Consider the following 13336-nt stretch of genomic DNA (forward strand, 5'->3'; position numbering starts at 1 on the left):
TCCGTCTGCTGCCGCCGGCGGTGGCGGCCACCCGGTGGGCGGCCGACCGCGGCCGGGGAATCGTCCTGGCCTGCGCCCACTGGCAACTGTCGCGGCGCACCGGACGTTTCGCGGGGCCCCTGCTGCTGGGCGTCCTGGCCACGGCCACGGCCACGCTCGCCGCCGGGCAGGGCGCGAGCTGGGACCGGTCGCAGCGGGACCAGGCCGACTACGCCGTGGGCGCCGACCTGCGGGTCACCGGGGGAGAGATCCCCCGGTTCGGGCGGGGCGGCGCGTACGGCGAGGTGCCCGGAATCGCCTCGCTCACGCCCGTGGTACGCGAGCGGGTGGTGCTGCCCGCGGGCCGCCCGGCGACCGTGCTGGCCATGGACACCACCCGGGCGGCCGGCATCGTACGGCTGCGCGGGGACCTCGCGGACCGCCCCGCACAGACGCTGTTCGCGCCGCTGCACTCCGGGTTCCGGCAGCGCTCCGGCCTGCTCCTGCCCGTCGGCACCCGGCAGTTGCGCGTCACCGTCCGGCTGCGGGCCGCCGGTGGCGACGGCGGCCGGGACGGCGCCGGCGGGCTGCGGGAGGAGCTGAGCGCCGTCGTCGAGGACCGGTACGGCGTGCCCCACGCGTTCGCCCTGGGCGACCTGCCGGCCGACGGCGAACCCCACGTGCTGGAGGCGGACTTCGCGGACGCGGCCGGCCCCGCGGGCGCCCCCGCCGCACCCCTGCGCCTGACGCGCCTGACGGCCGGTCACCCCCTGCCGCGCCACCCCCTGGACCTGCGGCTGACCGTCACCGGGCTGCGGGCCGTGACCGGGGACGGCGGCACGGCCGCGGTGGACGTGCCCGCGGACGCGGCCTGGAAGGCACGGGCACGGATCGAGGACCCCGGCTTCCGGCACGCACCGGACCGGGGCTACACGGAGGCCCGCGCCCGCACCACCGACCCGGCCCGCGGCGGGAACGCGCTCGACGTGCGCTACGGCAGCGGGGCGGAACCACCCCCCGCGCCGGACCGCGACCCCAACCGCGGCGAGCTGACCCTGTACGCCGCCGACGCCTCCCGCCCGCGGCCCGCGGCCGTCGCCACCGACGCCTTCCTGCGGGCCAACGGGACCGGGGTGGGCGACACGACCACCGTCGACCTCGCCGGCACCACCGTGGAGGTGCGCATCACCGGCGCGGTGCGCGGCCTGCCCACCACACCCCTGAACGGTGCGGACGCCGGGGGAGACACTGGGGGAGGAGCCCTGCTGATGGACCTCGGCGCCCTGGAGGACGCCCTGCTGGCCCGGTCCGCCCCACCGCTGCAACCCGGCGAGTGGTGGCTGGCCGCCGAGCCGGGACAGGCCGGGCGGGCGGCCGGGGCCCTGCGCGCCGGACCGGACGGCGCCTCGGTGCTCGTCCGGGACGAACGGGCCCGGGAACTGGCCACCGATCCGCTGGGGGCCGGCCCCCGCTCGTCGCTGCCGGCCGTCGCGCTCACCGCAGCCGTCCTCGCCGCGGCCGGGTTCGCGGTGGTCACGGTCGGGTCCCTGCGCGAACGCGCCGACGACAACGCCGTCCTGCGCGCCCTGGGCGCCCCCCGGGTGCGGATCGTCGCCGCGACCGCCGCCGAACAGGGCCTCCTGGTGGTCGCGGCCGTCGGTCTGGGGGCGCCGCTGGGGGTCGTGCTGACCCACCTCGTCGTGCCGCTGACCACGGTGACCCCGGCGGCGTCCCCTCCCGAGCCCGGCGTGAGCGTGGTCTTCCCCGCCGGCCTCGCCGCCGCCCTGGCGGCCGTCGTGGTGGCCGTGCCGGCGGTGGTGTCCGCGGCCGTCGCCGCGCGTCGCGGGCACCCCGCCGCCGCACTGCGGATGCCGAAGGAGTGACATGGCGACGACCAGGCGGCCGGGGACGGCCCGGACGACCGCGGACGGCACCCCCCGTGCGCCGGGGGGAACGGCCGCGCCCTGGGTCCGCACCCGGCTGCGGGCGTCGGCGGGCGGTGCCCTGGCCCTGGGCCTGCTGGTCGCGGTGACCGCGTTCCTGGCGGCCGCCGTACCGCGGCAGGTCGAGGCCCACGAGAACGGCGCGCTGCGGCACGCGCTCGCCGGGACACCGCCGGACCAGCGCGGCGTCACGGTCACCGCGGACGTCCTGCCGGGGGCGGCGCCCGGGACCGACCGGGTGCCCGTCCCCTCCCCGGCGGAGCTCCGGGCCGCCGTGCGGGTGCTGCGGGACGCCGCCCGCCCGCCGCTGGCACTGGACCGGGACGAGACCGTGGCCGGGATCCGCACCAGCACCCCGGTACCGGTGTCCGGCCGCGGCCTGTCCCGGCCGTCGGGTCTGGACCCGCACCTGACCCTCCTCACCCAGCCGCTGGCCGAGGACGAGCACGTGCGGCTGGTCTCCGGCCGCCCGCCGTCGCCGGACGTCCGCGACGACACCGTCGAAGCCGTGGTCACCACCCGCACCGCGGAGGTCATGAACCTCACGGTCGGCTCCACCGTCCGCTTCCCGGACGTCACCGGCAGGCGGATGACGGTGCGCGTCAGCGGACTCGTCGCCCCCCGCGACCGCGACGCCGCCCACTGGAGGGCCCAGCCCGACCTGCTGGAACCCAGCCTGCGGACCGTGTCCGACCAGGTCCCTCCCCCGCGGTACTGGCACTTCTCCGCGCTGATCGACAGCGGCGCCCGCGCGGTGCTGCCGCGCTGCGACGGCGGCGCCGTGGCCTTCTGGCACCACCCGGTGCGCACCGGCGCCCTCACGGCGGCGGACGTCCCCGCGCTGCGGTCGGCGCTGGCCTCCCTGACCACCGGCCCGGACGCGGTGCGGGTGCGGGACCGCTCGCCCGTGGCCGACCCCGAGGTGGCCGCCGACGGCCTCGTCGTGCTGCTCGACGCCTTCGACGGGGAGCGCCGCACCGCCCGGTCGCTCGTCCTGATCGCCGCCGTCGGCGTCGGCGCCGCCGCCGCGGTGGTCCTGGTGATGGCCGGAGCGCTGGCGGCCGCCGGCCGGCGGGCGGAGCTGGCACTGCTGCGCGCCCGGGGCGGGAGCCTGCCCGGCATCGGGCTCCGCCTGCTGGGGGAGACGGCGGCCGTCGCGGTCCCCGCCGCCGCGGTGGGCACCGCGTGCGCCCTGTGGTGGGTGCCGGCCCCGCGGAGCGCGGCGTCGCTGGCGCTGGGCGCGGCGGCGGCCGTACCGGCGTGTCTGACGCTGCCCGTGCTGGCGGCGGCGGCCCACCGCCGGCCGCGTCCGCCCGTCCGTGACGACGTCGCCGCCGCGCGCCCGTCCCGGCGCCGTACGGTCGTGGAACTCACGGTCGTCGCACTGGCGGTGGGCGGGCTGGTCGCCCTGCGGCGGCGCGGCACGGCCGAGGCCGATCCGCTGACCGCGGCCGTGCCGGTGCTGCTGGCGGTGGTGGCCGCGCTGGTGCTGCTGCGGGCGTACCCGCTGCCGCTGCGGCTGCTGGCACGTCCGGCGGTCCGGCTGCGGGGAGTCGTCGTCCCGCTCGCGCTGGCCCGTCTCGGCCGCGCCCCGTCCGTCTCCGTACTGCCGCTGCTGGCCGTGCTGGTGGCGCTGACCGTGACCTCGTTCGGCGGCTCGGTGCTGGCCGGCGCCGCCGCCGCCCGCGCCCGGGCCGCGGTGGTGGAGGTCGGCGCCGACGCGCGGGTGGAGGCGGCGACCACGCTGCCCGGCGGACTGGAGGAGCGGATCCGCCGGGTGGCGGGGGTGAGCGACACGACCGCCGTGCGGCGCGAGGAGGGACGGATCCTGAGCGGCGTCACATCACGGCCCTTCACGCTGCTCGCCGTCGAACCGCGTTCCTACGCGCGCCTGGCCGACCGGACCGGCCTCGACGGCGGCGCGCCCTTCCCCGCCGCGGCGCTGGACCGCGCCCCGGGCGGCGGTCCGCTCCCCGCGGTCGTCTCGCCGGGGCTGGCCGAGGAACTCGGCGACGGGACGGTCCTCGTCGAGGCCGACCGCGGTCCCGCGCGCATCCGTGCCGTCGCCGTCCGCGGTGAGACCCCCGCCGTCCCGGGGGAGTTCGCCGTCGTGTCGGCCGACGCGCTGACCGCGGCGGCCCGCGCGGAGCGCGGCGGCGACACGTCGCGCCCCACCGTGCTGCTGGTGAGCGGCTCCGGGCTCGACGGCCGTGCCCTGACGGCCGAGGCCCGCGGCGCCGCGGAGGACCTCACGGTGACCCTGCGCTCCCGCACGGAGGCCGGCTACGGCGCCGGCCCGCTGCAGGACGGCACCCGGCGGGTCTACGGGGCCGCCGTCGCCGCCGGCGCCGGCTACGGCGCGCTCGCGCTGCTGCTGTCGCTGCTGGGATCGGCGCCGGAGCGCCGGACGGTCCTGGCACGGCTGCGGACGCTGGGACTGGGCCGGGGCCAGGGCCGTGCCCTGGTGGGGGCCGAGACGCTTCCCCCGGTGGCGCTCGGCGTGCTGGGCGGTGCGGGGACCGCCCTCGCGGCCGTGTCGCTGCTGCGTCCCGGCGTGGACCTGACGCCCCTGGCCTTCACCGCGCAGGCCCGTGCCTCCGGCGGGCAGGCCGTACGCGCGGTGCTGACGCCCGACGCGGGGGCGCTGGTGTGGCCTCCGCTGGCCCTGCTCGCCCTGGCCTGCGGGGTCGTGGCCGTGCAAGCCTGGCTGAGCGGCGCGCGCGACGTGCGCGACGAGGGGAACCGGTTGAGGACGGGGGAGCGGGAATGAGGCGATCGACGGCGCCGGCGGGCCCGGCCGCGCCGGAGCACCGCGCCGCACACGGCGGCTCCGGACGGGACGCGCTGGTCGTCTGCGACCGGCTGGTGCGCATCTTCACCGCGGACGGTGTCGAGGTCCAGGCCCTGCAGGGGCTCGATCTGCTGGTCGGGGAGGGGGAGTTGACGGCACTCGTCGGGGCGTCCGGCAGCGGCAAGTCCACGCTGCTGAACGTCCTGGCCGGACTCGACACGCCGTCGGCGGGCGCCGCCGCGGTCGCCGGTTTCGACCTGGTGGCGATGGACGCGGCCGCCCGGCTGCGCTACCGGCGTGAGGTGGTGGGGTTCGTCTGGCAGCAGGCGGCCCGCAACCTGCTGCCCTTCCTCACGGCGGCCCAGAACGTCTCCCTGCCGATGCAACTGGGCGGCGGCCGGATACCGCGGCGGCAGCGGGCCGCCCGGGTGCGGGACCTGCTGGACCTGCTCGGCGTCGGCCACTGCCACGACCGCGTGCCGGAGAGGATGTCGGGAGGCGAGCAGCAGCGCGCGGCCATCGCCGTGGCGCTGGCCAACGCCCCCGCGCTGCTCCTGGCGGACGAACCGACCGGCGAACTGGACTCGCAGGCGGCGGACGAGATCCTCACGGCCCTGCGGACGGTGAACGAGCACCTGGGCACCACCGTCCTGGTCGTCACGCACGACGCGTCGGTGGCCTCGGCCGTCCGCCGCACGGTCTCCATCCGCGACGGACGGACGTCCTCGGAGGTGCTGCGCCGCGCGGCACGCGACGAGCGGGGGGACGAGGTCGTCGTGGCCCAGGAGTACGTCACGGTCGACCGGGCCGGCCGTCTGCAACTGCCGGCCGAGTTCACCGAGAGGCTCGCGATCCGCGACCGGGCCCGGGTCGCACTGCAACCGGACCACATCACCGTCCACCGGGACGACTCCCATGACGCGTAGGGGGACGGCCGCGCGGAAGGGGGGCGACATGCCGGACACGCCGAAGACGCCGCCGGCCGGCGCCGGGGCGCCCGCACGGGGCGGGGAGGGGTGCACGGGAGCACGGGCGATGGTCGCCGTCCGGGACCTGGCCCGCACCTACGGCAGCGGGCCGGCGGCCGTGCCCGCCCTGCGCGGCGTGACCTTCGAGGTCCCCCGGGGCGAACTCGTGGCCGTCCGGGGGCGGTCCGGCGCGGGGAAGACGACGCTGCTGAACCTGATCGGCGGCCTGGACCGGCCCGACGCCGGCCGGGTCGTGGTGGACGGCGCCGACCTGGCCGGGCTCGGCGAGAGGCGGCTGCTGGCCCTCCGCCGCGACCGCATCGGGTTCGTCTTCCAGACCTTCGGCCTCATCCCCACCCTGACCGCGGCCGAGAACGTGGGCGTCCCGCTGCGGCTGCGCCGGGTCCCCTGGCGCGAACGCGAGGAGCGGGTGGACCTCCTGCTCTCCCTCGTCGGCCTGCGGGAGCACGCCGCGCAGCGGCCCGGGGAACTCTCCGGCGGCCAGCAGCAGCGGGTGGCGATCGCCCGCGCGCTGGCCAACCGGCCGGCACTGCTGATCGCGGACGAGCCGACGGGCCAGTTGGACGCGCGGAACCGCGAGCGGGTGATGGACCTGCTGCGGGCCGTGGTGGACGCCGAGGGCGGCACCGTCCTGATGACCACGCACGACGGCGAGGTGCTGGAGCGCGCGGACCGGGTGTTCGAACTGCGGGACGGTCGGGTGGCCGGGGACGGCGCGCCGCCGGTCCCCGCCCGGGAACGGTGAGGAGGGCCCCGCCGCGGCCGGGGCGCACCGGGCGGGGACCGCCGGCGCCGTGCCGGTGCGGCGCCGGTGCGGCGTCAGTGCGGCCAGATCGGCGGGTTGGTGGTGAAGTGGCCGCCCAGGCAGGCGTGTTCCGGGTTGTCCGGGTCGAGTTCGCCCTGTTCGGCGATGAGTTTCGCCGCGTACGGCTCGGAGTCGTCCTGCGGTTCGTAGCCCAGGGCCCGCGCCGAGGAGAGGTCCCACCACAGCCGGGTGTTGGCCGAGGAGCCGTAGACGACGGTGTGGCCGACCCCCTCGGCGGTCAGCGCGGCGTGGAAGAGCCGGGCGCCGTCGGCCGGGCTCATCCACACCGAGAGCATCCGCACCGTGGTGGGCTCGGGGAAGCAGGAGCCGATGCGGACGGAGACGGTCTCGATGCCGTGCCGGTCCCAGTAGAGCTGGGCCAGGTCCTCGCCGAACGACTTGGACAGGCCGTAGAAGGTGTCGGGGCGGCGGGGGGTGTCGACGGGGATCAGCGGATCCCCCTCGCGCGGGCGCGGGGTGTAGCCGACGACGTGGTTGCTGGAGGCGAAGACGACGCGTCCGACGCCCTCCTCGCGGACCGCCTCGTAGAGGTGGTAGGTGCCCTCGATGTTCGCCCGCAGGATCTTCTCGAAGGAGGCTTCGAGGGAGATCCCGGCGAGGTGGAGGACGGCGTCCACGCCCCGCACGGCCTCGCGCACCGCCGCCCGGTCCGCGAGGTCGGCGGTGATCACCTCCTCCCCGGCGCCCTCCGGCCGCCCCTCCGCCCCGGGGAGCGGCCGGACGGGGGCGACGTCGAAGAGCCGCAGGGCATACCCGTAGGAGGGCAGCAGCGACCGCATCAGGGTGCCGAGGCCGCCCGCGGCGCCGGTGAGCAGGACGGTACGGGGAACGGGCATGGGCGATCTCCTCGGTGCGGAAGAAGAAGGGGACCGGTACGGTCCGGCGCGCATACTCCGCGGAGGTCGTATGCGTGGACGGAATTCACATCTGTGGGGACGCTAAGGAGTCTTCGGAGCGCCGTCAAGGGTTCGCGGAGGAGTCGCTCCGTGTCCTGTTCCAGCCGTTGACGGCGGGTTCCGCGGGACGGATTCCTTGACCGTGCCAGAGTGCTGCCCTACCGTGGCCATGTTCATAAATGTAAACATCGGTCAGCACTGTGTATTCCACGCCGTGCCGCACGCCCAGGGAGTGCCGTGACCTCGTCCCTTCTCGCCGCTCGCCTCGACGGCCTGCTCTTCTTCCCCGTCACCGCGTACGGGCCGGACGGCTCCGTCGACCTCGACACCTTCCGTGCGCATGTGCGGGGCGGCATCGACGCCGGCGCCGCCGCCGTCTTCGCCTGCTGCGGCACCGGCGAGTTCCACGCCCTGACACCGGAGGAGTTCCGCGCGTGCGTCTCGGCCGCGGTGGCGGAGGCCGCGGGGAGGGTGCCGGTGGTCGCGGGCGCCGGCTACGGCACCGCCCTCGCCGTCCAGTACGCCCGTGCCGCGGAGGAGGAGGGCGCCGACGGCCTGCTCGCCCTGCCCCCCTACCTGGTCGTGCCCGACCAGGAGGGGCTGCGCAGGCACTACACCGCCCTCGCCGACGCCACCGGGCTGGACGTCGTCGTCTACCAGCGGGACAACGCCGTCCTCGCTCCCGCGACCGTGGCCCAACTCGCCCGGCACCCCAGGATCGTCGGGCTGAAGGACGGGGTCGGGGACCTGGACCTGATGCAGCGGATCGTCAGCGCCGTGCGCACCGCGGAACCCGGCGGGGAGTTCCTGTACTTCAACGGGCTGCCCACCGCCGAACTCACCAGCCCCGCCTACCGGGGCATCGGGGTCACCCTCTACTCCTCGGCCGCCTTCTGCTTCGTCCCGGAGATCGCCGTCGCCTTCCACCGGGCCCTCGCCGGAGGCGACGAGGCGACGGTGCGCCGCCTGCTGGACGGGTTCTACCGCCCCCTGGTGGAGCTGCGGGACAAGGGGCGCGGCTACGCGGTCTCGCTCGTCAAGGCCGGTGTGCGGCTGCGCGGCCTGGACGTGGGCGGGGTGCGGCCGCCGCTGAGCGAGCCGGCCGCCGCGCACGTCGAGGAACTGGCCGCCCTCGTCGAGCGCGGGCTCGCCCTGCTGGCGGAGGACGCCCGGGCGGACGGGGAGCGCCCGCACGGCGCCTGAGGCGGCAGGGTCCTGTTCACGACTTTGAACGGGGCCGCCGGGGCAGTTGTCTTCCCGATCCTTTGCACGACGGTGTTTCCCGCGTATTGACGCCCCCCTGAGGCGCTTCTACTGTGACGGCACCCATTCATAGCCCTGATGGTAGTTCACATATGTGAAAGCAGGGAGCTGTTGTGGCCACACTGGACTGGATCGTTCTGGGTGCTTACTTCCTCGTGATGTTAGGCATCGGCCTCTGGTCGAGGAAGCGCATCCACACCATCGCCGACTTCTTCACGGCCCGTGGCCGCATACCGTGGTGGCTCTCCGGCATCTCGCACCACATGTCCGGCTACAGCGCGATCATGTTCGTGACCTTCGCGGCCGTCGCGTACGACCACGGCGTCACCGTCTACTTCTGGTGGCCCCTCACCATCGGGCTCGGCATCGGCGTCGGCGCCTTCCTCTTCGCCGCCCGCTGGAACCGGCTGCGCGCCAAGCACGGCGTGAACTCGCCGCTCGCCTACCTCGCCGTCCGCTACGACCTGCCCACCCAGCAGGTCCTCGCCTACAGCGGTGCCGTCCTCAAGGTCGTCGACATCGCCGCCAAGTGGGTCGCCATCGCCCTGCTCCTCCAGGGCTTCGCCGACATCCCGCTGGTGTGGGGCATCACCCTGACCGGCATCTGCACCATGTGCTACATGGCCTTCGGCGGCCTGTGGGCCGATGTCCTCACCGACTTCGGCCAGTTCGTCATCCAGGGCGTCGCCGGATTCGCGATGCTCTTCGCGCTCTTCGCCCACCTCGACGGCGTGGCCACGCTCTGGACGATGTGGGGCGACCTGCCGGACGGCCACGGCGACCCGGTCAGCGGTCCGGTCACCACCGGGCTGGTCATGGCGTTCCTGCTGGTGAAGACCTTCGAGTACAACGGCGGCATGTGGAACCTGGCGCAGCGCTACATGGCCGCGCCCTCCGGCTCCCGCGCCAGGAAGTCCGCGCTGCTCTCCAGCTTCCTGTGGATCGTGTGGCCGTTCATCCTCTTCGTGCCGATGATCGCCGCCCCGCTCGTCGTGCCCGGCATCGACAACGGCGAGGAGTCCTACATCCGGCTCGCCCAGGAACTGCTGCCCGCGGGCATCATCGGACTGCTCCTGGCCGGGTTCTTCTCCCACACCATGGCCATGGTCGCCTCCGACTCCAACGTCATCACCGCCGTCATCACCCGCGACCTCGCCCCGGTGCTCGTCCCGCGCGTACGGCGGCTGACGCAGGCCGGACAACTGCTGTTCGCGCGGATCACCACGGTCGCCTTCGTCACGGTCAGCATGTCCTTCGCCCTCTTCGCCGACCCGGACGGCTTCATCATGACCGTCGTGGTGAGCATCGTCGCCGCCACCATGGGACCGATCTCCATCCCGCTGATGCTCGGCCTGCTGCCCTGGTTCCGGCGCCACGGCCCGCTCGCGGCGCTCGTCTCCTGGGCCGGCGGCCTGGCGGTCTGGGCGTACCTCTACTGGGGCGTGGAGGACGCCACCCAGACCGTGAACGTCGGCCTGCCGGTGCTCACCTCCCTGGTGCTGTACGTCGTCGTCGGGCTGGTGCGGCCCGAGGGCAGCGCGGCGCGCGACACCCTGATCGACTCCCTCGGCAGCGACCCGACGGAGGCCGAACGGATCGCCCTGGAGAAGAAGCTGCTCGACGACCCGCCCGCCTCCGACGGCGCGGCCGTGGCGGACACGGTCGTCACCCGCTGAGCCGGACGGCGGCGTCCGCGCCTCTCCCCGTGCCGGGGCCACGGTCCCGGCACGGGGAGGCGGTCCGCCGGGCCCCGCCGGCGGGCGCCTCCGCGCAACCGTCGACCGGCCGCACCGCTACCTGCCGTCGATGCGGGTCGACGGCCGTACGGCGCTGTGCGTGCCGACCCACGACCACGCCGAGTCCGACGTGCCGCTGCTGCGACCGGTGCGGCGGCTGATGGACCCCGCTGCCGAGCGCATGCACCCCGATCCGCCGCGGCGGCCCCGGGGAGGTGCCCACTGGAGCGGCGTACGAGCCGGCCGCCCGCTGACCCGGCCGCGGGCCGGAGAGGGCGCGCCCGCGCGGCCCCCTACGGCTTGCGGCCCACGCCGCCGTACGTCTTCACCTCGGCGGGCAGCCCGGCGGAGGTCTCCTCGGGGCGCCACCGGGAGGTGGACACCACGCCGGGGTCGAGCAGTTCCAGACCGTCGAAGAAGCCGGCGATCTGCTCGGGACTGCGCAGCCGGTACGGCTCCGAGCCTCCCTCGTCGTAGTTCTGCTGCGCCTTGGCCAGCGCCTCGTCGGTGTCGGTGCCGTCGTAGAGCACCAGGTGGCTGCCCGACGGCAGGGCCTCCAGCAGCCGCTCCACGATCGAGCGGGCCTCGGCGTAGTCGGGGATGTGGCCGAGTATGCCCATCAGCATCAGCGCGACGGGCTCGTCGAGGTCCAGGGTCTGCGCCGCCTGGGCCAGGATGGCGTCGGGCCGGCGGACGTCGGCGTCGATGTACTGGGTGACCCCTTCGGGAGTGGAGGTGAGCAGGGCGCGGGCGTGCGCCAGCACCAGGGGGTCGTTGTCGACGTAGACGATCCGCGCCTCGGGGGCGACGCGCTGGGCGACCTCGTGGGTGTTGTCGGCGGTCGGCAGACCGGTGCCGATGTCCAGGAACTGGCGGACGCCCGCCTCACCGGCCAGGTGGGTCACGGCGCGGACGAGGAAGCCCCGCGAGGCGCGGGCCATGTCCACGATGCCGGGAAAGGTCTCGCGGTACTCGTCCCCGGCGATCCGGTCGACCTCGTAGTAGTTCTTGCCGCCCAGCCAGTAGTTCCAGATCCGGGCCGAGTGCGGCACGCTCGTGTCGATGGCGGGGCGGTCGGCGGCCGCGGAGTCGGTCATGGGGGCTCCTGTTCGTGCGCGAGGAGAGGGCCGGCGTGACGCGGGCGAGGCCGGACGGCCGCCGCGGCCGGGCCGGTGCGGCGGATTCCGAAGTTATCAGAGAACAGACGGCCGATCAGAAGAACGAGAACGCCAACTGCCTTCCTGTTCAACGGACTTGTTCCCGCCCGTCGGTGCGCCGGCCCGGTCGCCGTCCGTCCGGCCCGGTGCGGTATCCGCCGACGGGGCGGGGAATACGCCGGAAATGGTCCCGGAGCGTGCCTTTTGGTGGTGCTTTGCCGGAGAAATCTGTTGGGTTAGGAATGGGATGGTGTGGGGAGGAACCCGCGGCCGGTGTGCCGGGAATCACATCTCCGTGCCCGCCGGTGTCCGCCGCAAAGATCGCCTTTTTGCTGCGTCCCCGATTTCCCGAGTTCCACGGCGTTCTGACTCGCCCTGGGGAGTTTCCGGACTTCCGGGAGCGGGAGGAGATCCGGTGCGCACCGTGGCCGGATTTTCCGGCTCGGTGACGAAGGGCGGCCGCGCCGGCTTTACCAAGTCTTGCCTTCGTGAATGGGTTGTGTTTATGTGACCTGGCCTCCGTCCCCCTGACGGAGGCTCCGCCGCCGGAACGCCGAGTCCTGCCGCCCGGCCGGCGGAGAGGCGGTATCCGGACGCGGCAGGAGCGGGGAAACCGAATACGTGCCGTGCCGCGCATTCCGCGAGCCCGGCTTGGGGTGAAGCCATTTCCCGACGTCCCCTGACGCGGCGGGACATGGCCGGGCAACTCCAGCCCGAATCCGACAGCTAACCTCGCAGGCGTAGGAGAGGACACCCCCATGTCTCGTGGTCGCCACCGACGTCCGCGCACATCCCTGATTCCCCGTCAATTCTCCCGCATTTCCCTGGCCCTCACGGCCGGCGGTGCGGGCGTGGCCGCTCCGCTGCTCGCCGCGGGCAGCGCGAACGCGACTCCCGTACCCGCCGTACAGGCGGAGCCCAAGGCCGAGGCCAAGGCCGGTGCCAAGACCGGAGCCACGGCGGAGCGGAAGCCCGCCGCCGCGGACTCCTACACCGTCGTCAGCGGTGACACGCTGCACGGGATCGCCACCGGCCACGGCATCGAGGGCGGCTGGGCGGCGGTCTACGAGGCCAACCGGGAGACCGTGGGCGACGACCCCGACCTGATCTTCCCCGGCCAGAAGCTCACCCTCGCCACCGAGCGGTCCGGCGGCGAGCGGCCGAGCCGAGACGCGGACCGGACGGCGGCCCGGCCGGCCGCCGCGCAGTCCTCCGCGGACTCCTCCCGGAGCGCCGCCCCGCGGTCCTACCCGGACAACCTGGACGGCTGGATCCGCGAGGCCCTGGACATCATGCGGGCCAACGGCATCCCCGGCACCTACGAGGGCATCCACCGCAACGTCATGAGGGAGTCGGGCGGCAACCCGAACGCCGTCAACACCTGGGACGCCAACGCCCGGCGCGGCACCCCCTCCATCGGCCTGCTCCAGGTGATCAAGCCGACCTTCGACGCCTACCACGTCCCCGGCACGGCGAAGAGCCAGTACGACCCGGTGGCCAACATCGTCGCGGCCTGCAACTACGCCGCCGACCGCTACGGATCGATCGACAACGTCAACGGCCCCTACTGAGCCGTCCCGAACGCCCGGGACCGCGGGGCACCCGGCCCCGCGGCCCCGCCGCGTCCGCCGGGGCACCCGCCCGCCGCTCAGGCCGTGCCCCCGGAGTGCGTCCGGGGGAGGACGACCTCCCGCGGCCCGCCGGGGACGCCCGCCCGCCGCAGCCACTCCCGCGGATAGCCCAGGGACACCTCCTG

Annotated in this window: 9 protein-coding genes and 1 riboswitch; of the genes, 7 read left to right on the forward strand and 2 right to left on the reverse strand. The window is 75.1% G+C overall.

Going from position 1 to position 13336, the window contains the following annotated elements:
* The 4 genes from VE546_RS23825 to VE546_RS23840 form a co-directional block, all read left to right on the forward strand.
* The coding region (locus tag VE546_RS23825) for an FtsX-like permease family protein (RefSeq protein ID WP_324925709.1) at positions 1-1862 on the forward strand (1862 nt) is incomplete at its 5' end.
* A 1-nt stretch (position 1863) separates the two neighbouring features.
* Positions 1864-4692: an ABC transporter permease gene (locus VE546_RS23830; protein WP_324925711.1), complete on the forward strand. Its 2829-nt coding sequence runs from the start codon at positions 1864-1866 to the stop codon at positions 4690-4692.
* Positions 4689-5639, forward strand: coding sequence for an ABC transporter ATP-binding protein (locus VE546_RS23835; protein WP_324925713.1), 951 nt, complete (start codon positions 4689-4691; stop codon positions 5637-5639). Before VE546_RS23830 ends, VE546_RS23835 begins: the two co-directional genes overlap by 4 nt.
* Positions 5640-5667: 28 nt before the next feature.
* On the forward strand, positions 5668-6447 hold the full coding sequence (locus VE546_RS23840; RefSeq protein ID WP_414720560.1) for an ABC transporter ATP-binding protein: 780 nt from the start codon (positions 5668-5670) through the stop codon (positions 6445-6447).
* Between the two features lie 74 nt (positions 6448-6521).
* On the opposite strand, the gene VE546_RS23845 is transcribed toward VE546_RS23840, so the two are convergent.
* On the reverse strand, positions 6522-7364 hold the full coding sequence (locus tag VE546_RS23845; RefSeq protein WP_324925715.1) for an NAD(P)-dependent oxidoreductase: 843 nt from the start codon (positions 7362-7364) through the stop codon (positions 6522-6524).
* Between the two features lie 297 nt (positions 7365-7661).
* Between VE546_RS23845 and VE546_RS23850 the strand changes: the two genes are divergently transcribed.
* Together VE546_RS23850 and VE546_RS23855 are read left to right on the forward strand one after the other, a co-directional pair.
* Positions 7662-8627, forward strand: a complete 966-nt coding sequence (locus VE546_RS23850) for a 5-dehydro-4-deoxyglucarate dehydratase (RefSeq protein WP_324925717.1) — start codon at positions 7662-7664, stop codon at positions 8625-8627.
* A 173-nt stretch (positions 8628-8800) separates the two neighbouring features.
* The gene (locus tag VE546_RS23855) at positions 8801-10363 is read left to right on the forward strand and encodes a sodium:solute symporter family protein (protein ID WP_324925719.1); all 1563 of its coding nucleotides are present in this window, start codon (positions 8801-8803) and stop codon (positions 10361-10363) included.
* 353 nt (positions 10364-10716) lie between these two features.
* Here VE546_RS23855 and VE546_RS23860 read toward each other — a convergent pair whose 3' ends face one another.
* The gene (locus VE546_RS23860) at positions 10717-11520 is read right to left on the reverse strand and encodes an SAM-dependent methyltransferase (RefSeq protein ID WP_324925721.1); all 804 of its coding nucleotides are present in this window, start codon (positions 11518-11520) and stop codon (positions 10717-10719) included.
* 631 nt (positions 11521-12151) lie between these two features.
* Positions 12152-12334: riboswitch (cyclic di-AMP (ydaO/yuaA leader) on the forward strand.
* Positions 12335-12338: 4 nt separating this feature from the next.
* Between VE546_RS23860 and VE546_RS23865 the strand changes: the two genes are divergently transcribed.
* Positions 12339-13151, forward strand: coding sequence for a transglycosylase SLT domain-containing protein (locus tag VE546_RS23865; RefSeq protein WP_414720561.1), 813 nt, complete (start codon positions 12339-12341; stop codon positions 13149-13151).
* The last annotated feature ends 185 nt before the right edge of the window (positions 13152-13336 follow it).

The organism is Streptomyces sp. (assembly GCF_035644915.1).
Lineage (GTDB): Bacteria > Actinomycetota > Actinomycetes > Streptomycetales > Streptomycetaceae > Streptomyces.